This window comes from Amycolatopsis sp. NBC_01488, from assembly GCF_036227105.1.
Taxonomy (GTDB): Bacteria; Actinomycetota; Actinomycetes; order Mycobacteriales; family Pseudonocardiaceae; genus Amycolatopsis.
The window spans coordinates 6,110,983-6,131,862 of sequence record NZ_CP109434.1; the positions used below are offsets into that span (position 1 = coordinate 6,110,983).

The 20,880-nt window shown below is 69.1% G+C and carries 19 protein-coding genes and 3 pseudogenes; 15 read left to right on the forward strand and 7 right to left on the reverse strand.

Features of this window, described 5'->3' with window-relative positions:
• Positions 1-5: 5 nt before the first annotated feature.
• Complete coding sequence (locus tag OG738_RS28975) at positions 6-143, reverse strand: hypothetical protein (RefSeq protein ID WP_329045596.1); 138 nt, start codon at positions 141-143, stop codon at positions 6-8.
• Between the two features lie 813 nt (positions 144-956).
• Here OG738_RS28975 and OG738_RS28980 point away from each other — a divergent pair.
• Positions 957-1,142 (forward strand): annotated as a pseudogene (locus OG738_RS28980) (pentapeptide repeat-containing protein); the annotation flags it as partial.
• A gap of 697 nt (positions 1,143-1,839) precedes the next feature.
• Here OG738_RS28980 and OG738_RS28985 read toward each other — a convergent pair.
• Complete coding sequence (locus OG738_RS28985; protein WP_329045597.1) at positions 1,840-3,645, reverse strand: hypothetical protein; 1,806 nt, start codon at positions 3,643-3,645, stop codon at positions 1,840-1,842.
• Between the two features lie 489 nt (positions 3,646-4,134).
• Positions 4,135-5,366, reverse strand: a pseudogene (locus OG738_RS28990) (IS3 family transposase).
• A gap of 383 nt (positions 5,367-5,749) precedes the next feature.
• Here OG738_RS28990 and OG738_RS28995 point away from each other — a divergent pair.
• The 7 genes from OG738_RS28995 (at position 5,750) to OG738_RS44750 (ending at position 9,430) form a co-directional block, all read left to right on the forward strand.
• A complete protein-coding gene (locus OG738_RS28995; protein WP_329045598.1) occupies positions 5,750-6,622 on the forward strand; it encodes an alpha/beta fold hydrolase in 873 nt (290 codons plus the stop codon).
• Positions 6,619-7,038, forward strand: coding sequence for a nuclear transport factor 2 family protein (locus tag OG738_RS29000; RefSeq protein WP_329045599.1), 420 nt, complete (start codon positions 6,619-6,621; stop codon positions 7,036-7,038). Before OG738_RS28995 ends, OG738_RS29000 begins: the two co-directional genes overlap by 4 nt.
• Positions 7,035-7,760 (forward strand): SDR family NAD(P)-dependent oxidoreductase, encoded by a 726-nt coding sequence (locus OG738_RS29005; RefSeq protein WP_329045600.1) that lies wholly within the window; start codon positions 7,035-7,037, stop codon positions 7,758-7,760. The genes OG738_RS29000 and OG738_RS29005 overlap by 4 nt, the downstream gene beginning before the upstream one ends.
• An 18-nt stretch (positions 7,761-7,778) precedes the next feature.
• Positions 7,779-8,513, forward strand: a complete 735-nt coding sequence (locus OG738_RS29010) for an SDR family NAD(P)-dependent oxidoreductase (protein WP_329045601.1) — start codon at positions 7,779-7,781, stop codon at positions 8,511-8,513.
• 29 nt (positions 8,514-8,542) lie between these two features.
• Positions 8,543-8,890: a VOC family protein gene (locus tag OG738_RS29015; RefSeq protein ID WP_329045603.1), complete on the forward strand. Its 348-nt coding sequence runs from the start codon at positions 8,543-8,545 to the stop codon at positions 8,888-8,890.
• A gap of 24 nt (positions 8,891-8,914) precedes the next feature.
• A complete protein-coding gene (locus OG738_RS29020; RefSeq protein WP_329045605.1) occupies positions 8,915-9,094 on the forward strand; it encodes a hypothetical protein in 180 nt (59 codons plus the stop codon).
• A 108-nt stretch (positions 9,095-9,202) separates the two neighbouring features.
• Complete coding sequence (locus OG738_RS44750; RefSeq protein WP_442875959.1) at positions 9,203-9,430, forward strand: hypothetical protein; 228 nt, start codon at positions 9,203-9,205, stop codon at positions 9,428-9,430.
• On the opposite strand, the gene OG738_RS29025 is transcribed toward OG738_RS44750, so the two are convergent.
• The gene (locus tag OG738_RS29025) at positions 9,387-12,116 is read right to left on the reverse strand and encodes a helix-turn-helix transcriptional regulator (RefSeq protein ID WP_329045607.1); all 2,730 of its coding nucleotides are present in this window, start codon (positions 12,114-12,116) and stop codon (positions 9,387-9,389) included. The genes OG738_RS44750 and OG738_RS29025 overlap by 44 nt on opposite strands.
• A 154-nt stretch (positions 12,117-12,270) precedes the next feature.
• Here OG738_RS29025 and OG738_RS29030 point away from each other — a divergent pair.
• The 6 genes and pseudogenes from OG738_RS29030 (at position 12,271) to OG738_RS29055 (ending at position 16,808) form a co-directional block, all read left to right on the forward strand.
• A pseudogene (locus tag OG738_RS29030) lies at positions 12,271-12,815 on the forward strand ((2Fe-2S)-binding protein).
• Positions 12,812-13,801 (forward strand): FAD binding domain-containing protein, encoded by a 990-nt coding sequence (locus OG738_RS29035; RefSeq protein ID WP_329045608.1) that lies wholly within the window; start codon positions 12,812-12,814, stop codon positions 13,799-13,801. Before OG738_RS29030 ends, OG738_RS29035 begins: the two are co-directional and overlap by 4 nt.
• Positions 13,798-15,102, forward strand: a complete 1,305-nt coding sequence (locus OG738_RS29040) for a xanthine dehydrogenase family protein molybdopterin-binding subunit (RefSeq protein ID WP_329045610.1) — start codon at positions 13,798-13,800, stop codon at positions 15,100-15,102. Before OG738_RS29035 ends, OG738_RS29040 begins: the two co-directional genes overlap by 4 nt.
• A gap of 66 nt (positions 15,103-15,168) precedes the next feature.
• The gene (locus OG738_RS29045; RefSeq protein WP_329056875.1) at positions 15,169-15,891 is read left to right on the forward strand and encodes a xanthine dehydrogenase family protein molybdopterin-binding subunit; all 723 of its coding nucleotides are present in this window, start codon (positions 15,169-15,171) and stop codon (positions 15,889-15,891) included.
• Positions 15,892-16,204: 313 nt separating this feature from the next.
• A complete protein-coding gene (locus tag OG738_RS29050) occupies positions 16,205-16,450 on the forward strand; it encodes a hypothetical protein (RefSeq protein WP_329045611.1) in 246 nt (81 codons plus the stop codon).
• 178 nt (positions 16,451-16,628) lie between these two features.
• A complete protein-coding gene (locus OG738_RS29055) occupies positions 16,629-16,808 on the forward strand; it encodes a hypothetical protein (RefSeq protein ID WP_329045612.1) in 180 nt (59 codons plus the stop codon).
• Between the two features lie 2 nt (positions 16,809-16,810).
• Here the strand turns inward: OG738_RS29055 and OG738_RS29060 are convergent, their stop codons facing one another.
• Complete coding sequence (locus OG738_RS29060; protein WP_329045614.1) at positions 16,811-17,590, reverse strand: lipase family protein; 780 nt, start codon at positions 17,588-17,590, stop codon at positions 16,811-16,813.
• Positions 17,591-17,752: 162 nt separating this feature from the next.
• Here OG738_RS29060 and OG738_RS29065 point away from each other — a divergent pair, with 162 nt between their 5' ends.
• Positions 17,753-17,917 (forward strand): hypothetical protein, encoded by a 165-nt coding sequence (locus tag OG738_RS29065; protein WP_329045615.1) that lies wholly within the window; start codon positions 17,753-17,755, stop codon positions 17,915-17,917.
• A gap of 1,047 nt (positions 17,918-18,964) precedes the next feature.
• On the opposite strand, the gene OG738_RS29070 is transcribed toward OG738_RS29065, so the two are convergent.
• Together OG738_RS29070 and OG738_RS29075 are read right to left on the reverse strand one after the other, a co-directional pair.
• On the reverse strand, positions 18,965-20,128 hold the full coding sequence (locus OG738_RS29070; RefSeq protein ID WP_329045616.1) for an oxygenase MpaB family protein: 1,164 nt from the start codon (positions 20,126-20,128) through the stop codon (positions 18,965-18,967).
• Positions 20,129-20,255: 127 nt separating this feature from the next.
• Complete coding sequence (locus OG738_RS29075; protein ID WP_329045618.1) at positions 20,256-20,810, reverse strand: EF-hand domain-containing protein; 555 nt, start codon at positions 20,808-20,810, stop codon at positions 20,256-20,258.
• Between the last annotated feature and the right edge of the window lie 70 nt (positions 20,811-20,880).

The following is a 20,880-nucleotide window of genomic DNA, read 5'->3' on the forward strand; positions in this document are numbered from 1 at the left end:
CGGTGTCAACCGAAGTCTGAGCAGACCCTCCCGATGCTGACCGGGCCGCGGGCGCGCGCGATCGCGCGGTCGAGGTCGGTGAGCTTGGTGGTGGCGTGCAGGCTGACGGTGAGGCCGTTCACCTCGCCGAGCCAGCCGTTCATCCGTGCTTCGGTGAGCTTGCACTCCCACCGAGGCACGCAAAGCAAAGGCAACATAAGCAGGCGAGCGGTCGAGGACGTTGAGCCCTGACCTGGGAAGTCGCCGACGTCGCGGCTCGGTTCGGTGGAAGTCGTTCAGAGGCTGTTCACCTGGCTCAACATCTACTCCCAGCGGACACCGCGATGCAGGCGGACCAGTACCGCTCAAAGATGCGACTCTCGCTTCACTCGATCGAGTGCTCTTAATTCCTTGACATCAGCGTTACGTTCGGTCGTCGTGGTCCGCAGGCGGGAGGGCCGATGACCCAGCTACCGATATTCGGGCAGCCGACCGAACCCACCGAGAAGCCAGCCGGCGACCAGGCCGTCACCTTGAAGGTGCTGGTCACTGTCAAGGCGGCGCCGAACCCGTCGGACAAGTACGGCGAGACGGTCTGCGTCGCCGGGCTGAGCCTCGACCCCGTCAGACCAGGCTGGATCCGCCTCTACCCGATCAACTTCCGCGAACTCGGCAGCCAGGAGAGCTTCAAGAAGTACGACATCGTCACGGTCAAAAGCCGTTCCCGCACGTCAGGACAGCCGACGCGAGAGCTGGCGACCGCCGATGCCGACGCTCAAGGTGACCGGACACCTCAAGCCGTGGGCGCCCCGCCGATCATGGCTGGACCCCGCCATCAGCACCGACACCACGATGTGCAAGCTCAACCACGGGGCAACCATGGCGACCCAGTCACTCGCCCTGCTCCGGCCACGTCGAATCACCGACCTACGCATCGTCCGCCACCCCGGATGGACCAAGAGCAGCACAACGAGAGCGACGCGACCGAGAAGAACGTCACCGAGCTCTACACCAAAGCCGCCGACCAGCTCGGCTCTGAACAGGCTGCGGTCCGGCTGGCCGGGCTGTACGCACTGGAGCGGTTGGCCCACAACAACCCGGGCCAGCGGCAGAGCATCGTCAACGTCATCTGCGCCTACCTCCGGATGCCCTTCACCCCGCCAGACGCCCAACCTCCGCCCGCGGTCGACGATGCGCAACTCAAGACATAAAACGCCATCCGGCTCCGGCGACGGCCGCCGTAGTGCAGCGCGCGCCGCGCGCTCGCGCTGCGCGGATCATCGGCAGGAGCGGCGTGACCCCGATCCCGCCCGCGACGAGCGGGAAATTGTTTCGCGGCAGGCCGACGCCGAGCGCGTCGCCGGGTTCCACCCGATCATGGAGCGCGATCGAGCCGCCCCGGCCCACGGGTTCACGCAGCGCGGCGATCCGCCACCGTGACCGGTCCGCGGGATCCCGCACAAGGAGTACTGGCGGACGAGGTCGTCGATGAAGACGTCGACGTGCGCCCGGTTCCCAGGGCGTCAGCAGCCGCTGACCGGGTCTCAGGAGGGACAGGTCCTTCGGCCGCAGGGCGAGAGGTTCCGACCCGCTTTCCTCCCCCCAGGTGGTGCTCGCCAAAATCGGAATCTCGCTCAACGACAGGCCGCCGGACTTTGGCCAGCCCCGGGCCTGACCGCTCCAGCAGGTTGCCGGGCAGTCCACCTGCTGGAGCCGCGGCCCGCCGACCCCGTTCGGTGCCGGCGGGCCGGAATCCTCGATGAACCGAGTTCGAGACCGGCGGCCGTTCGGTGGGCCGCGGCGGCCATCAACGGCGGTAGTTCCGTTCGCGTCGGTCAGGCTGATGAGGTCTACGGCAGGTCAGGTACCTGCGGGCGGGCGGGCAGCCGGACCGGCAGCTGCGTCACCCGAATCGTCCATGGCGCTCTTGACCGCGGATACCAGCGCATCGAGTCCGGTGAACTCGGTCCATCCTCTCACCGGGTAGGTCACGACCTGCCTCGCGGTGTTGGCGTCGGTCGGCGCCCACTTGCCGTCGACATACAGGTACATCTTGTCGACGATGACTGCGGCCACCGTGTCATCGTTGCCGGCGAACACGTCTTTGTACGTCCACGAATCCGGGAGATAGAGCTCCTTGGCGTTGGGCGCGGCCAACGGCGTCCACTTGGCGTCGGCATCCTCGAGCGTCGCTCTCGCCCGTGACCAGACCGAGGACTTGGTGAATGTGTAGAGCGTGCTTTCATCAGCGGACAACCCGATCAGGTCAGCTGCGGGCACCGCGATGCCGCGGGTGCCGTTCTCGCCGTCCGCGACGTAGATCTTGCCGCTGGTGTCGAGGAAGTAGACGACGTCTTCGCCCGTGGTGACGAACTGCGCCACCGTGGCGCCCGCGGGCAGCCGGAGGTTGACCTCGGCGTCCTCGAACTTCGGCCACCCGGTGAGCTTTTCGTCCCACCATCTCAAGGTCACAACCGTACCTTTGGGCTTCATGCTGGCGATGCAGGTCGTGCCGGAGGCGACCCGGGCGGCGGCGTGGAACATCTCGACCTTGCCGTCGAGTGAACTCCACGTCTCATCCGTGTGCGAATACGTGTAGATGGTTTCATTGCCGCCGAGGGACCACAGGCGCTCGCCGTCTGCGCCGAGCGCGATCCGCTTCGCGAACGTGTCGTGGGTGCCGACGCGCCCTGAACCGGTGTTGTCGCTCCGGTAGACGTTGCCGTTGCCGCCGATGAACCAGCGGACCGCAAGCGCGGCCGCTTTGGGCTTGAACGCCCGCAGCATGGCGTCGTGCTGATCGCAGATCGTGGCGAGCACGGCCCGTGCTTCCTTGAGGTCCTGCGTCGGCTTGTTGTCGGCGTCGTACTTCTTCAGCCGGTCCATGCCGAGCAGAAGGTTCTGCAGAAAGCGGCCGGCAACCACACAGTAGGACTCGAAGACCGTGGTCCAGATCTTCGTCTGGGTCTCCCGGCCCAGCCAGCTCTCGGCCATGCCGAGCCAGATGATCGCGTCGGAGCTGGTGAACCCGCCGATTCGGTTGACGTCGTCCCAGCTCAGGCTGTTCTTCGGACGCTCCTTGAAGTCGGCACCGACGCGCTCGAGCACGTCAAGCACGCCCTGGAGCCGATCCGCGTTCTCCGATCCGGCGAAACTGGCCAGCTCCTCGCGAAGCTGCTCGCCGATCGTCTTCTGCTGCGGCCCCAGGCCCTCGATCAGGCCGGCCCCGCAGGCGATGAGCAGATCGCCGAACATGACGCCCAGCGGCCCGAGCCACGCCGCCGCGGTCTTGCTGGCCAGCGCCACCAGCCGCTCACCCAGGAAGGCGACCTTGAACACCGAGCCGACCATCTTCATCAGCTCGCCTCCGCCCTCGACGACGCGGCCATTGATGAAGGCTTGGGTCATGGCCGCGGTGCTGGTGCCGAATCCGAGCAGCGCGTCACCGAGCGTGGCGGTGACGGCGTACCGCTGCATGTCGTGGGTATCGTTCTTGATCTTGTCGCTGATGGTCGAGATGTTGGTGGTCGTGGTCTGCAGGCCCGCGGCGAGCGCCGCGAGCTTCTTGTTACCATCCTCGACGGCCGTGACGGTCGCATGCTGAACGTTCGCAACCATCGCGCGGGTGGTGTTGATGGAATTCAAAAGCTTCGTGTTACTCACCATGATCGTTCTCCTTGTGGAAAGCGGCCAACCGGCACGCATCCCCTGATCCATGTGGGGCCGCTGTAGCGGCCACATGACGGCAAAGACCAGAAACGAGCAAAAGTTCTATTTCTGTTCAATTTCGCCGACGACCGACATGGGGCGCCGCCTGATCGGTCAAATGACTGAATAATTGGAAATGTCAGTCGTGCACGTGCCGCAGTCGACTGATTCAACCTTTAGCGCAGTCGCCCGAATTCCTTTCGTCTACCTAAGCATGCGGGACACGGCGAAACGACGCGATCACCTAAAGGAGTGATCCACATAGGATCGACACCTCCGCCCGAAAAGCTTGAAGAGATGGAAAGTGACCAACACTTGCGCCCGATCAGCGAAGAGGCATCACGAACCCATGATGCGGCACGGCCGGCCACGTGGCCCCCGAGGCGCCGCCGCAATCTGCCCACGGTGGGTGATGCGCCCCGGGTCTGGTGCAGGTCTCGTTGTCTGTCACCGAGCCCGGGCAGGCTCGAAGGGCTGGTCGTAGCGTGACGCTCGGTGGCAGGCTTCGGCCTGGGCTGGAGTGCGTTGGCCGAGCTCGCCATGGACACGGCGATGGTTGCTCCAGTCGACATATTCGGCCACGGCGATCTCAACATCGCGAACTGATTGCCAACCACGACCACAGGCAACAGGGTTGCGGATCAATTCACCCTTGAACAGTGAATTGAACGCCTCGACCATTGGGTTATCGCAGGAATCTCCGCGCGAACCGAACGAGGCGACCACTGCTGATTCCGCCAAGCGCTCGGCATAACGAATTGCTCGATACCGCTTAACTCCACGGTCAGAATGATGGACAAGTCCGGTCACGTCTTGTCCGGATCGTTTCCTGACCCAGATCCACATCTCCAGCGCGTCCAGGGCGAGATTCGTGTGCAACGAAGTCGACACCTGCCAGCCAACGACCATTCTTGAGAACACATCGATGACGAACGCGTCGACCAGGTCCGCCGGCGAAGGCAGGGCCGCAGCGATGGTGGTCCTGGGCCGCCTGGCTCGCCGTAGTCCCTGCAGCCCTTCTGGTGCATCAGCCGCTCGACGGTGCAGCGATCCACGCGGATTCCCTCCGGTTGAATTGCGCATGCACTTTCCGCGCTCCGTAGACGCCGTAATTATCGCGGAACACACGCTCGATCTCGACGAGCAGTTCCGCGTCTCGCACGGCGCGTTTCGACGATGTGCGCTTCCTGGCTGTCCAGAAGGTTCTCGGGGCGATCCGCACACCCGCATCGTTCAAGACCGCGCAGATCGGCTCGACACCGAGTTCCTTCCCCTCGACAACTCGCTCGCGATGGCCGTCGATATAGTCGACGACCACCACGGGCGGAACCTCCCGCCAAGGGGCGGAATCGTCAGTGGCTACTTGATTCTGCGGTCGAGCTCCGCGGCAGCGAAAAAGCCGAGGCCGTCTTCAGGATCTCATTCGCCCGCCGCAACTCACGCACCTCCCGCTCCAGCTCAGCGATCCGCGCCGCATCGTCACTGGTGCCGCCGGGCGCCGTGCCGGCTTCGATCTCGGCCCGCTTGACCCACGCCCGCAACGCCTCCGGGTGCACGTCCAACTGGACCACGACCCGGCGGATCGCCGCCATCCGCTGCCCCTCGGCCGCGATCGCGTCCAACGCCATCCCCGTCGCACGCTCACGCAGCTCGTCGCTGTACTTCTTCGGTGCCGGCATGCTCTGCATCCTCCCTGAGATCAGAGCCTGCACAACCCGGGCGCGTCACCGGCTCGCACAACCTCCGCACTCGCAGCCCCGCATCGCAGCCGCAGAATTTACCGGGTCAGGCTACGTCCTCCTGGTCCAGGCCCGGCCCGGTATTCCCGAAGGGCCTCAGTCTGCGGAGTCGCGATCCCGATCTCGCCCGATGCGCGGTCGGAACGGTGGCACCAGCTACCGCGTGCGCTCGTCCGGTCCTCCAGCTCCAGTCGGCCGGGGAGACGCCCTTGCAGACCTAATGCGTTCAGGTGATGTGCCGTCATAGCTTCCGGTCTTTCCTGGCTGCAGCGCCCCACAATCCAGCCGGCAGGGCGCGTCGCAGACCACGGAACAGGTGAGTCATGACCGATCACACGCACCACACCGCGCCGACCGGCTTCGTCGAAGCCAAGGGCGTCCGGTTCGCCTACCGCCGGTTCGGCAACGGGCCGGGGCGGCCGATCGTGCTGGTGCAGCACTTCATGGGCAATCTGGACAACTTCGACCCCGCCATCACTGACGGACTCGCGGCCGGGCGCGAGGTCGTGCTGTTCGACAACACCGGGGTGGGCGCAAGCAGCGGTACCGCACCGAACACCGTGGACGGGATGGCCCGCGACGCGGCCGCGCTCATCGACGCGCTCGGGCTGAGCGACATCGATCTGTTCGGCTTCTCGATGGGCGGACACGTCGCGCAAATGATCGCCCTGCACCGCCCGGAACTGGTCCGGCGGCTGGTCCTGGTGGGCACGGGACCGCGCGGAGGCGACGGCATGGCGGCGATGGACCCGGCGGTCGTGCCGCTGTTCGGCCGGCGGGACGAGCTCGGCGAAGCCATGTGGCTGCCCATCATGTTCTCGCCCACCGACGCGAGCCAAGCCGCGGGGCGCCGCTACGTCGAACGCATCACGGCGCGGACCCAAAACCGCGATGACCTCGTGTCGCAGGAGACGATCCTCAACCACCGGGCAGCGGCGAACGAGTGGGGCCGTCCCGGCAAGAACAGTTTCGGCTACCTCGCCGAGATCTCCGCACCGACGCTGGTCGTCAACGGCAGCAACGACATCGTCGTCCCGACCGTCAACTCCTACCACCTGCAGCAGCACATCCCCGACGCCGAGCTGCTGCTCTTCCCCGATTCCAGCCACGGTTCGCATTTCCAGTACCCCCGCAGATTCCTGCGGCGCCTGCACGACTTCCTCGACGTGCAGGCCGACGAGAAGGACGAAACATGAGCAGCCAACCGACAGCCACCAGCCTGGCCGTCGTCGACGCCTACTACAAGGCCGGCCGGAAAGGTCAGCTCACCGACTTCGCTCCTTACCTCCACGACGATTTCACCGTGACGGCACCGGACTACTTCCCGTGGGGCGGGCGCCACGAGGGTGCCTCCTTCTTCCGGGACGAGGTCCTGCCGACCCTGCCGGACGTGCTCGACTTCAGCCGCTGCAGCTACGACCGCTTCTTCGGCGACGGCGAGAACGTGGTCGCGCTCATCGCGATCGGCGTCAGCGGTACCGGTGAGCAAGTCCGGATTTCCGAACACTGGACGGTCCGGGGCGAACAGGCGACCTCGATCTGGGTCGCCTACTTCGAACCCCAGCCACTCTTGCGGAAACTCGGGCTCACGGTACCGGGAATCCCCGCATGACCGCGGGAGAGGCTCGGGCCGCGCTGGTCACCGGCGCCACCGCGGGACTGGGCCGGGCGATCGCGCTGCGGCTGGGCTCGGACGGCCTGTTCGTGCACGCGGTCGGCCGTGATCCGGAACGCGGAGCGAAGGTCGTCGCCGAGATCAAGCAATCCGGCGGGCAGGCCCGTTTCCAGGCGGCAGACCTCGCCAACGTCAGCACGATCGGTCCGCTGGCCCGGGAAACCGGCCCGGTGGACGTGCTGGTCAACAACGCCGGGTTCTCGGTCTGGGGCGCCACCGAAGAGATGCGGGCCGAGCAGTTCGACGCGATGTTCGCCGCCAACGTGCGTGCCCCGTACTTCCTGGTGGCCGCCTTCGCACCCACGATGGCGGAGAAGGGCGTCGGCGTGATCATCTACATCGGCAGCATGGCCGGCATCGTCGGCCTGCCGACCGGTGCCGCATACGGCGCGACGAAGGCCGCGCTGGCCGCGCTGACCCGCGGCTGGACCGCCGAATACAGCCCACGGGGAGTCCGGATCAACACGGTCGCGCCCGGCCCGGTCTACACCCGCCCCGAAGCGCGCGCCCTGTTCGACGACCTCGGCGCCACCACCGCGTTGCACCGCGCCGCGCAACCCGGCGAAATCGCTGACCTGGTCGGCTTCCTCGCCTCACCCCAAGCCACCTACATCACCGGAGCCACGCTCGCCGCCGACGGCGGCCGCACCGCCATCTGATCGCACAAGGAGGACTTCATGACCCAGAACCTCGACCTGCACCCCCGCACCGCTCTGGTCACCGGCGCGACGTCAGGAATCGGCCGGGCGACCGCCCTGGCACTGGCCGGTGACGGCTGGTTCGTTCTTGTCCACGGTCGTGACGCGGCGCGCGGCGACGCGACGGTCAAAGAGATCCAGGAAGCCGGTGGCCACGCCCGGTTCCTGGCCGCCGATCTCGGGGACGCCGGCCAGGTCACGACGCTGATCGACCAGGCCGGCCCGGTCGACGCGCTGATCAACAACGGCGGCTACTCCTGGTTCGGCCCCACCGCCGACCTCGGCCCGGACGGGGTCGACGCGCTGTTCACCGCCAACGTTCGTGCCGCCTACCAGCTCGTCGCCGGGCTGGCACCGGCCATGGCCACCCGCGGATCCGGCGTCATCGTCAACCTCGCGTCGATGGCCGGGACGGTCGGGCTCGCCGGTGGCGCGGCCTACGGCGCGACCAAGGCCGCGCTGGCGTCGCTGACCCGGTCCTGGGCGGCCGAGTTCAGCCCGGCCGGAGTGCGGGTGAACGCCGTCGCGCCCGGTCCCGTCTACACCGGCGGCGCCGACCGCGACCGGATCACCGCGCTCGGGCACACGACGATCACCGGGCGCGCCGCCGAACCGCACGAGATCGCCGACGTCATCGCGTTCCTGGCCTCGGACAAGGCGACCTACATCACCGGCGCAGTCATCCCGGTCGACGCCGGCCGCACCGCACTCTGACCCTCACCCGAAGAAGGAGACCTTTCGCAATGGCCATCACCTTGTGGGCCGTGGGATACGACACCGCCGACGCCGGCAACCTGGCCGGGTTCTGGTCGGCCGTCCTCGACCGCCCGATCGACGACGGCGCCACGGCCGCGTACGCAGCGATCCCGCTCACCGAGCACGGCCCGGTGCTGAGCTTCCACCAGGTACCCGAGGGCAAGACGGTCAAGAACCGCATGCACCCCGACCTCGTCAGCACCGAGTTCGACGCTGACGTCCGGCGCCTGGGGGAACTCGGCGCGACCCGCCTCGGCGAAATCCGACGCGGTGACGCGCATTGGATCACCTTCGCCGACCCAGAAGGCAACGAGTTCGACCTCATCGCCGGATGACGCCCGACCGCCGGGAGCAGCGACATGATCATCGGCCTGAATGTGCCGAACTACGGCCCGCCCGGCACCCGAGAGGCCATGACCACCATCGCGCGGCACGCCGAGGAACTCGGCTTCGCGTCCTTGTGGACCAGCGACCACGTCCTGCTCCCGGCGGACGATCCGGGACCCACGGCCCCCTGCCGGAAACGTTCACCAGCCTGACCGGGCTCGCCGGGCGCACCCGCCGGATCCGGCTCGTCACCGGCATTCTGGTCCTCCCGCAACGCGACCCGCTGCTGGTCGCCCAATCAGGCGGCGACCCTGCACCACCTGTCGAGCGGCAGGCTCACGCTCGGCGTCGCCGCGGGCTGGGCCGAACGCGAATTCAGTCTCTTCGCCGCGGGACTTCCACCACCGGGGCCGATCGCGGACGAGTACCTCACCGCCTTGCGTGCCGTCGTCGAACCGGTCACCGACGACCTGAGCAAATTCCTCGCTCTCCTCGAGCGAGTCCCTAAGCTTCGCCGTCCGATACCTGGCCGTGCAGGACGTTGCTGAGCTGCACGCGGGAGCGGACATCGAGCTTGGTGAACACCGACCGGACGTGCGTGCCCACGGTGTTCGGGGAAATGCCGAGCTCCTGCGCCGCCGCGCGGTTGGTCATCCCGGTGCCGATCAGCCGCGCGACCTTCCGCTCGGCCGGAGTCAGCGCGTCCCATCCCAGATCGGGGCGCGACGCTCGCACCGTCCACTCGCGACGCCGCACGCCGGCCCGGCTCAGCACGCCTCGCACCCCGTCGGCGGCCGCGGAATGACCGGCGCCGGTGTAGCCGGCCCAGGCACGGTCGAGCAGTACGATGCCGTCCTCCCGATGCCCTTGCCGCAACAGCGCCTGGCCCAGATCGTCGGCGATCGCCGCCCGGACGACCGGTCGCGGGCTCTTCGCGAGGATTCTCTCCGCATCCCGCAGCGCCGCGACGTCACCGGTCACGAGGCCGTCGACATGCCGGGCCAGCCCCTTGAAGGTGGCGACCCCGGGGTTGCGGGCGGCGCCCTCGGCGGCGATTTCGGCTGCCCGGGAGGCGAACCACGTATCGCCCGCGACGAGCCCGACCCGCGCGAGCGAGGGCGCCCAGCCCGGCCACCAGGGCCAGTAGGCACGCCCGTCGAGCGCCGCGCGCAGCTTGGGGCGCAGCAGCTCGACAGCCTCACCGGGCCGCCCCTCGGCGGCGAGCAGGAACCCCCGTAGGAGAACCGTGTTCTCGGCCAGGACGCGGTCGTCGGCGCTCTTGAGCTGCTCGCGCTCGGCCAGCAGCGCCCGCACCCCGTCCGGATCGCCGTCCGCCAGAGCCAGCGAGCACAGGACCAAGTTGGCGTCCGCCTCCATGGACTCGTTGCCGAAATCCCGCGCCTCCGCGATGACGGTCCGCGCGCCCACGATCGCGTCATCCCGCCGGGACAGGTGGAAGTCCTGCCACATCTGTCCATACGCGACGGTCGGTAACGCCGCCGTCTCGACGGCACTGGCGATCGAGGTCAGTATCCGCTGCGCCTCTTCGAAGCGGTCGAGCAGCTGCAGCGCGATGATCTCGCTGAGCAGATAGGCATCGCCGGCGGATTCGCGCAGCGCCCGGAACCGGGCGAGCGATTCGGCGTGTCGCCCTTCGTTCAGCGCAATGATCCCGAGCGCGTGCCCGGCCAGTTCCGCGGCCGTGCGGTCGCCGGTCTCGGCCGCGAGCTCACGCGCTTCCTCGGCCCAGCCGCGGATCTTCTCGCCACGTTCCTCACCGGCTCCGGCCAGCGCGGAACTGGCGAGCAGCCGGGCGCGGGAACTGACCGAGAGCCGGCCTGCGAACCCGGATTTCATGCGCTCGATGAGCTCGCGGCGCCGCCCGGTCATCCAGCGGGCCCGCGCGGCTTCACTCTCGATCCCCGCGATCTCGTCCGGCGAGCCGAGGCGGCTCAGCATGAGGTCGGCGACTCGCACGGCCTCGTCGCTGTGCTGGGCGTTCGCGAGCACCCGCACCGCGCGCCGGCCGACCTGGTACCAGCCGCGATCTTTCGCCCCGAGCAGCGAAAACGCCGCCACGGCGAGCTCGGCCGCGCTGTCGGGCATCGAGTACGCGGCCAGTTCCGCTGCCCGGACCAACAGTTCGGCGGCGTCGGCGGCGCCGGGCGTGGCCGCGGCACGGACGTGCGGGGCGACGACGAGCAGCGGCGCTCCCTCGGCGAGCAGGAACTCCGCGCAACGCTCGTGCAAGCGGCGCCGGGTCCCGGGGGAGAGCTCTTCGTAGACGGACTCGCGGACCAGATCGTGCCGGAACGCCAAGGTGGACTCTTCGTAGGCGAGCAGTCCCGCCCCCACGATCCCCGCGACAGCGGCGGAAACGACGGCCGACGACTCCCCCGACAGCTCCGTGAGCTCGCCGAAGGTGGCCGGCCTCCCGAGCGTCGAGAGCAGGCGCAGCAGCGCAAGCTGTGTCTCCGACAGCGGAGCCAGCCGGCGCCGCAGCGCACTCAGGAACTCCGCGGGTATCCGGGCGGCGGCCTCACCGCGCTCGCGGGCACGCACGACGGCTTCCAGCACCTGCACCGCGTAGAACGGATTCCCCGCGACCCGGCCCAGCAGACCGCGCGTCCGCTCGTCCGGCGGCTCGCCGAGCAGGTCGACGCCGATCTCGGCCAAAGTCTCGTCCGGGAGTGGCCCTACGTCGAGCACGGTGGCCGGTGGACCTTCGGCCGGCGCTTCGGCGCGCTCACGGGTCGCGAGCAGCCAGACGACCGGATGGGCCGCGAGACGCTGCGGGAGCACGCGCACCGCCGTGCGGCTGAGGTGATCGACCCACTGCAGGTCGTCGATGACGACCAGCAGCGGCGTCCGGCCGACGCGTTCCTCGAGCACGGACGCAAGCTGGTCGAGGAAGACCGGTGGCGAGTCGACCAGCCCCGACACGTACTTCAGCTCATCCGGGGTCAGCAGCGGGACTGGTCCGAACCGCAGCGCGAGCAGGACCGCCGCACCCGGCGAAAGCCGCTCCGCGGTCAGCCCCTTGACAGCGGCCACCCGGAAACCGGAGGTCGCCGCTTCCCGGCGCACCGTGCTCACGATGGCAGTCTTGCCGATCCCGGCCTCGCCACTGAGTACGAGCACGCCGCCCTGGCCGGTGCGCAGGGTGCGGCGCAGCACAGCCAGCGCCTCGGCGACCGGCCCGGAACGGCCACGCAGCACAGAGGGTGAGGTCACCACTCGTCCTCCTGCTCCGCCGAACGGTCCGGCAGCCGATCTCGCCTCCACGATAACAGTCCGGCGTGGCTGTTCCCCTCACGTGAACAGGTGATACCGCCGGTCGCCCGCGTGGTCTGTGCTGAGGACGACACCGACGACGAGGACCCTTTCGATGGACGACCTGCCCGGCACCACCGCGAGCACGATCACGCTCGAGGTGAACGGCCGAGAACACACCCTCACTGCCGACCACCGGCTCACCCTGCTGGACGCGCTGCGCAACGAGCTGGACCTCACCGGCAGCAAAAGGGCTGTGACCAGGGCCAGTGCGGCGCCTGCACCGTCCTGGTCGACGGCAGGCGGATGAACGCCTGCCTGCTGCCGGCCGTCGCGGTCGCCGGCAGGCCGGTGACCACCGTCGAAGGCCTGGCCGACGGCGACCGGCTGCACCCGGTGCAGCAGGCCTTCCTGGAGCACGACGGCTTCCAGTGCGGCTACTGCACGCCCGGTCAGATCTGCTCGGCCGTCGGCGTGCTGGACGAGCACTCCCGTGGGTGGCCGAGCGCGGTCACCGAGAACGCGAGTTCCGCGTCGGTCCCGCTGACCGAAGCGGAGATTCGCGAACGGATGAGCGGGAACCTGTGCCGCTGTGGCGCCTACGTGTCCATTGTCGACGCGATCGCCGACGCGGCGGGTCACGGGCAGATGCCGGTATGAAGGCGTTCGGCTACGTGCGCGCGGGCGACATCGACGAGGCACTGGCCCTCCGCGGTGATCCCCGGCGGTCCCGGTTCCTGGCCGGCGGCACCAACCTCGTCGACCTGATGAAAACCGGGGTCGAGTCTCCCGCCAAGCTCGTGGACATCCGGGCGCTGCCCCTCGACCGGATCGAGGACACCGGCGATGGGGGTTTGCGTGTCGGCGCGACTGTCACCAACAGCGATCTCGCCGTCCACCCGGCCATCCGCACCCGCTACCCCGCGCTGTCCCAGGCGATCCTGTCCGGTGCGTCCGGTCAGCTGCGCAACGCCGCCACGGTGGGCGGGAACCTGCTCCAGCGCACCCGCTGTCCCTACTTCGCCGACCTGGCCGCCGCGTGCAACAAACGCGTGCCCGGCACCGGGTGCTCCGCACTGACCGGGGAGCACCACAACCACGCCGTCCTGGACTGGACGCCGGCCTGCGTCGCCACTCACCCCTCGGACATGGCGGTCGCGCTGGCCGCGTTCGACGCCCGGATCGGCTTCCGCACCGGTACCGGGCCGGGCGAGCTGCCGATCTCCGGGTTCTACCGTCCGGTGGCCGATGGCGCCCACCGGGAAACCCTACTGCCCGAGGGAGCGCTCATCACGCACGTCGTCCTGCCGCCGTCCCCACCCGGGCCCTCGCGGTACCGGAAAGTGCGCGAGCGCGCCTCCTACGCCTTCGCCCTCTGCTCGATCGCCGCCACCGTCGAGGTCCACGACGGACAGATCGGCGACGTACGGATCGCGCTCGGCGGAATCGCCGCCCGTCCCTGGCGAGCCCGCGCCGCCGAAGACCACCTGCGAGGCAAGGAACCCGGCGACGCCGTCTTCCGCACCGCCGCCGACGCGGAACTGGCCTCGGCTCGCCCGTTGCCGGGAAACGGGTACAAGGTCCGGCTCGCCCGCAACCTCATCGTGTCCACACTGGACGAACTCATCTCGCGGGAGAGCCGGTGAACGCCCAAGCCGTCGGTGCGCCGATCACCCGCCGCGAGGGCCCCGCAAAAGTCACCGGGGCCGCCCGGTACGCCGCCGAGGTCCCTTGGGACGAGCGCGCGCACGGCTGGATCGTCACCTCCACCATCGCCCGCGGGCGCATCCGCGCGATCGACACCCTTGCCGCGGCCGACATGCCCGGCGTGCTCACCGTGCTCCACCACGGCAACGCGCCGCGCCTCGGCGAAGGCGCGGGGTTCCGCGACCCGGACCCGAACCTGCTGGTGCTGCAGGACGACCGGATCCCGAACACCGGCTGGCCGGTCGCGCTGGTCGTCGCCGGAACCTGGGAACAAGCCCGCGCCGCCGCCACCGCGGTGGTGATCGACTACGAAGAGCACAGCTACGACGTCACGTTCACGCCCGATCATCCCCACCTCTACACCCCCGCCGAAGTGAACCTCCACCAGCATGGCGAGTTCTCGCGCGGCGACATCGAAGGCGAACTCGCCCGCTCGGCCGTGCTCGTCGACCGGGAATACCGGACACCCGAGCACCACAACACGCCGATGGAACCGCACGCCGCGATCGCGCGCTGGCGGGATCGACGGCTCGACGTGGTCGACAGCAACCAAGGCGCCTACAGCGTCGCGTCCGACCTCGCGAAGCTGTTCTTCCTCGACCCGGCTGATGTCCGGGTGCGGTCCGAACACGTCGGCGGTGGCTTCGGCTCGAAGGCGGCGACCCGTCCGCACGTGGTGCTCGCGGCCATGGCGGCCCGCGTCCTCGACCGGCCGGTCCGCGTCGTGCTCACCCGGCCGCAGATGTTCGGCATGACCGGCTATCGCCCGCCGACCGCGCAGCGGATCCGGCTCGGCGCCGGCCCCGATGGGCACCTGCGCGGCTACGACCACCTCACCGCCACCCAGACCTCGACCGTGTTCGAGTACGTCGAGCCGGCCGGTGTCGTCGGCAAGGTGATGTACGCATCGGACACCCTGCGGATCGGGCACCGGGTCGTCGCGCTCGACGTGCCGACCCCGCGCTGGATGCGGGCCCCCGGCGAGGCGCCGGGCTCCTTCGCTCTCGAATCGGCGATGGACGAACTCGCCGACGCCTGCGGCCTCGACCCCATCGAACTGCGGCGCCGCAACGAACCCGACGTCGCGCCGGTGAGCGGGCTGCCCTTCAGCAGCCGCCGGCTGCTCGGCTGCTTCGACGAAGGCGCGGCCCGGTTCGGCTGGGCCGGCCGCGACCCGCGTCCCCGGCTGCGTCGAGACGGACGGTGGCTCGTGGGCACCGGCACGGCCGCCGCGACCTAGCCCGGTGACACGGCACCGTCGACCGCGACCGCCACCGCCCTGCCCGACGGGACGTTCGTCATCCGGATCACCGCCGCCGACATCGGCACCGGCGCCCGCACCGCGCTCGGCCAGCTGGCCGCCGACGCCCTCGACACCGACGCCGGCCACGTCCGGGTGCTCATCGGCGACAGCAGCTACGGCTTCGCGATCCTCGCCGGCCACTCCTTCGGCACCGCCTCCTGGGGATGGGCCGTCATCGAAGCCGCGAAAGCGCTGCGCGCCCGGCTGGCCGGGGAACCGGGCATTCCACCCGAAGGCGTCACCGCACAGGCCGACACCACCGAAGCTGTCCGCGCCATGGCCGCCCAGGAACGCCACGCCTACGGAGCCCAGTTCGCCGAGGTCGCCGTCGACGTACTCACCGGCGAAGCCCGCGTCAGGCGCCTGATCGGCGTGTTCGCTGTCGGCCGCGTCGTCAACCCGCTCACCACCCGCAGCCAGCTCATCGGCGGCATGACCATGGGCCTGTCCATGGCACTACACGAAGAAGGCATCCGAGACCGGTCGACGGGCGCACACGTCAACGCCAACCTCGCCGGCTACCACTTCGCCGCACACGCCGACGTGCCGCGGATCGAAGCCTCGTGGATTGACGATCCCGACCTCCTCAACCCGACGGGGGTCAAAGGCGTCGGCGAAATCGGCATAGTCGGTGTCGCGGCCGCGATCGCCAACGCAGTCTGGCACGCCACCGGGACCCGGCAGCGGGAATTGCCTCTCCGACCCGACCGGCTGCTCGAATTCTGACCCAGACCGGGGACCGCAACATCAGTCTCGATCGGCGTGCCCAACGCTCGCACCAGGCGAACCTGGCTTGGGACCTTGTCCGCGACGTCGCCGGCCTTGACGGTCCGCCTACGTTCCGCGACGCCCTGCGCACCGGTCAGCGCAGCAACGTCGAGCTCGTGGACAGCTACCCAATCCGCAACCCTGAGATCCGCGTGGTGCTCGTCCGCCACCTGGACCGTCGCCGGCCTCAGCTGGACCGACATCGAGCGCAACCATCCCGGCCTCGACACCTTGCACCTGCCCGAAGATGTCGCTGCGGGTTGGACAACGCATGCGCGTGATCACGACACAGAATGGAACGACGCGCCCGCGGCGCGGTTACCTCGATGCGCTGGCTCGGGTTCAGTCGTTCTGCCTCGACATCCAGCAGTGGGTCCTGCAGGACCCGTCGTGGGTGCGCTGGTCGGTACCGTCACCGATCCGGCGCGGCGAGACCGCCGGAATGGCGAAGGCGGCCGGCAGGTCAGCGCCGAGATGCATCAACGAGTACGCGAACGTTTACGAGCAACGGCCGTAGTTCGGCCAGATCGGCAGGTTCTGCCTTGGGAACGGCTTCAGCCTGCAGCAGCCGCAGCAGGGGCGAGACTGAAATGTTCGAAGGGAGCGGACATCAAGCCGAGACAGGCGGCTGCCCGGGCGCAAGGACGCCTCTGCGGCAGGACCGGGGGTAGCGACCGCCAGGGTGGTGCGAACTGGTGCGCGATCACGAACTCGGCTTCCGTGTTGCTGCCGGTCTCGGAGATGAGCAGGCGGGCCATCACACCGGCGGAGGTGCGTGGCATACCGGTTTCGACGGGAGCCGCGCGGATGAATGGCGAACCTTCGCCGTGGTGATCACCACGGCGAAAGTTCACCATCCGCCGGCTGTTCGGTGAGTTCAGGAGCAGGTGGTGGGTGCGGGTCGACCGGCGAAGCGGTCGCCCAGCCAGGCGAGCGCGGCGGGCAGGCCGGCGGTCTCGCCAGCGATGTGGTCACCGGGTACAAGGGTGAACGCGGCGCGGACGCCAGCGGAGCACCAAGCGCGGTTCAGGGCCTGTGCTTGGCCGATCCACGGCACGATTTCGTCGAGGGCGGCGTGGTACTGGAACACGGGCACGGCCGGCGCCGGCCGGGTGGTCAGGTTGTTCTCCGCGTACACGGCAGCGACGTCCGGGCGCGCGTCGAACTGCTGGATCGTTTCGCCGGTGGAGTAGTCGCTGAACTTTTTGAGCGGAAAACTGGCGAGGGTCTGCACGACGCACTGGGTCTTCAGTGCTGCTTCGGTGGCTTTGCCCGCGGCGCTGAGGGAGCCGTCGAGCGGGAACCGGCCGGGGTAGGCCTGCTGCAGGCCGATCAGTGCGTACAGCTGCAAGCCCTCGCCGATCAGGCTGCCGTCGAGTGATTCGGCGACGTTCGCGATGTCGGCCGGCACACCGCCGGACACGTCGGTGACCAGCTGCAGGTCAGGCGCGTAGGCCGGGGCCAGGGACGCGGCCCAGCTCGACGCGCCGCCACCTTGGGAGTAGCCCATGGTGGCCCACCTCGTCGCCGGGGAAATGCCCGTTCCCGGAACGGAAGCGGCCGCGCGGGCCATGTCCAGCACGGTGTGTGCCTCGGAGACCCCGGCGACGTAAGTCGGGGTGGAACCGGTGGTGTAGCCCTCGTAGTCGCTGACCACGGCACCCAGCCCTGGGCCAGCAGCAGGGCGACCGGTTCCAGCTCCTGCTCGGTGGAGGTGGCGAACTGCTTGGACGGCGCGCACTGCGGCCCGAGCCCCTGGGTGCCGACCGCGAGGTCGACCCAGGGCCGGGACCCGGCACCGAGCCAGGGCAGCCGAGGGGTGAACACCGTGCCGGTGACCGCGATGTCGGCGTCGCGGGCGTCGCGGGAGTGGTACATGACCGTGGTGGCCGTCGCGGTCAGCGCGGTCGCCAGGGCGGGCATCGGCTGGGTGCGGATGATCGCGCCCGGCGGCCCGGCAGACAGCGGCGACGGCGGCTGGTAGAAGTCCGTCGGCGCGGCGGACGCCGCGGTCGGCGACACCACCGCCGCGACCAGCGCGGCAAGGCTCAGCAGGCTCGCGACAACAGAACGACGCAAGGTATCCCCATCTCACTCGGATCGACCGGTGGCCGACGTTCCGGCTCGGTACACCGCTACAGCATCATGCGCCACGTCGGATCCGATGTCGCGCCGGGATGCGTGCCCTCTGCTGCACGACCATGCGGACACCGTGCGGATTCGAGGGGCCCAGCAGCCAGCTCCCTGCGGAGCCCGCCGCGTCGTCCATGTAGTACTCGCGGATCGCCTCCAGCAGGTCATCCGTGGTTGTGAAGCCGCCGCTGTCCCCCATCGACCCGGCGGAAAACGTCCCGGCCGTGCGGATCCGGGCGGAAGAATCCGGCCCGTGATCGAATTCTTCGGCCAGCCGTGGTGCGCCGCGACGAAGTCTGACCGATCGACGAAGCCGTCACCGTCGGCGTCGGAGGTCTGGAACCGCCGAGCCGGTTTCCGGTCGAGTACGGCCGTGCCCTGGTATCGGCGTGCATGGATCTCGCACCCGTTCGTGCCGGCCGCGCTCGGATCGCCGGTGCACACCGCGGAGAACGATGACCACCCTGCGACCCGCAGACCGGCCCCGGCTACCCAGCCCTGATCGGCCTCTCCACGGCCATCGATGGCGACACCGACCTTCCCGAGGTCTGCTCGAACTCGTCCGCCTGCGCTGTTCCCAGCTCAACGGGTGCACCTACCGCATCCGCTTGCCCAGTGAAGCCGCCCTGGCCGCCGGCGAGAGCGGCGCACGTGTCGACGGTGTCCCTCGTGGCGCACCCACCCCGCCTTCACTGACGTCGAGCGCGCGGCGCTCGCCCTGGCCGAGGCCGTCACGCTGGTCCATGACGGCCACGTGCGCCAGCAAGTGCTGGGCCGCGCACGGCCCCGACCGCACTCGGCAATTGCTGTGGGTCGCCGTCGTCGTGAACGCTTTCAACCGCCTGGCGATCCCACTCGGCCAACCTGACCTCCACCGGTTCCGGAAGCTGCCACAGCGCTATGTCCGCTGGTGCGCTACCGGGCAGACACCGGCGGCCAGCCACTTCTCCCGCAGGTCCGCCGGGATGGTCAGCGCGGTCGGCTGGCCGTTGGTCAGCGTCCGGACGCTGCCGCCGAGCAGCAGGCTGCCCGCTTTGTCGAGCACCGCCGTGGCCGTGCGGCTGCGGTCCTCCGAACGTTCCAGCAACCGCATCACCCGCACTCCCGCACCGACCGCACGGCGCCACCCGCGCGAGCTCGGCACTTCGAGCCAGTCGGCGACCTCCTCGGTCACAACCTGGCGGACCATCGCCGCGACCACCCCGTCGAACGCCTTGCCCGGCACCATTTCCTCGTACAGGCGCAGGAGGTTGCGGGTCAGCTCGATCCCTTCGGCCGACGGGCCGTAGGTCGCTTCGACGAGCTCCGCGTTCAGTTCCCGGGCCGCCATCAGCGTTTCGGGCATGGCCGCGGCCGGGATGCCGAGCATCGCACCCGTCACCCGCCAGACGTAGTAGTAGTCCTCGGCTTCCCGCTCGGTGACCGAGATCCCGATCCGGCGCATCCCGTAGATGACCTGCACCGAAAAGATCAGCAGCGCACCGAGCATGTCCTGCTGGCACAGCGGGACGCCGTCCGCTTCGACATCCCATTCACCGGACCGGGTGATGAAATAGCGCACCGCGGCGTGGATCAGCCGGGTCTTCTGGATGGTGGGCACGAAACTGCCACCCGAGCCGAACGGATGCGGACCCATCAAGTGCAACACGAACTGGGACGTCTCCGACAACCGCCGATGCGGCTGGTTCAGCCGATGGGTCAGCGACAGGACCCGGGACGGCCGCGGCTGGGCGTAGCAGTTCACCATGGCCCCGAAGGACAGCACCGAAGCGACGTGCACGCCATCGTCCACGAAGAACTCGTACGCACCCGCGACCCGGTCCAGATCCGCCCAGCCCGGCAGGAGGTCCGTGTCGACCAGGTAACGCCGCACCGACTCCGGCAGATCCTCGGGAATGGGCTGATCGTTGTCCCGGAACTGGGCCAGGACCTCGTTCACCACGCCCGTCCGCCCACCGGCCACCAGATCGGCGATGACGGCGTCCGCCAGCGGGTCACCCTGGTACTTCAGCGTTTCGAGAGCGGACAAACCCGCCCGCCGCCCGATCAAGCTTTCCGACATCGGGTCAGCCTCATCGAAAGCCGAATCCGGACGCTAGCGCCGTTCGGGCACGGCCACGCCTCGATGTAGTGGCACCGTCATCACTGCCCGTGACCCCAGCCGGCCGTGCAGACGGCTACGGGCCACGTCACCGGTCCAAGGGCCCGAGCAGCCAGCTGCCCGCCGAGCCGGAAGCCTCGTCGAAGTAGTACGCGCGGATGGCCGCCAGCAGGTCGCCGGTCGTGATGTACCCGTCGCCGTCACGGTCCAGGTGGTGGAACGCCGCCCGGGCGTCGGCCTCGGGCAAGCCCATCAGCGCACCGGTCCAGCGCACCTCGTCGTCTTCGGTCAACCGGCCGTCGTGGTCGGCGTCGACGATGTCCATGATGGCGGCGAGGAAGGGCTGGTAGCCGGAGTCGAACGCAGCCGGCGTCTCCAGCATCCCGGCGGCGAAGGCGGCCTTGTACTCCGCCTCGCTGATCCGCTGGTCACCGTCGACGTCCGCGGCCTCGACCAGGTGATCCCACACTCCCAGGCACATCGTGGTCATCCGCTGCTGCACCGGGGAGTCCGGGGCATGCCCGAACTCCGCTCCGAGCTGAGCAGCCGCGGTGACGAAGTCCTCCCGGTCGACGAAGCCGTCACCGTCCCGGTCGTAGGTGCGGAAGCGGCGCGACAGCTTTTGGTCCAGGAACTCCGACATGTGCACGAGCAGCCTTTTCGTCGAGGGGCACGAATCTGTCGACCGGCTCCGCTTGGGGTGGTGAACGCTC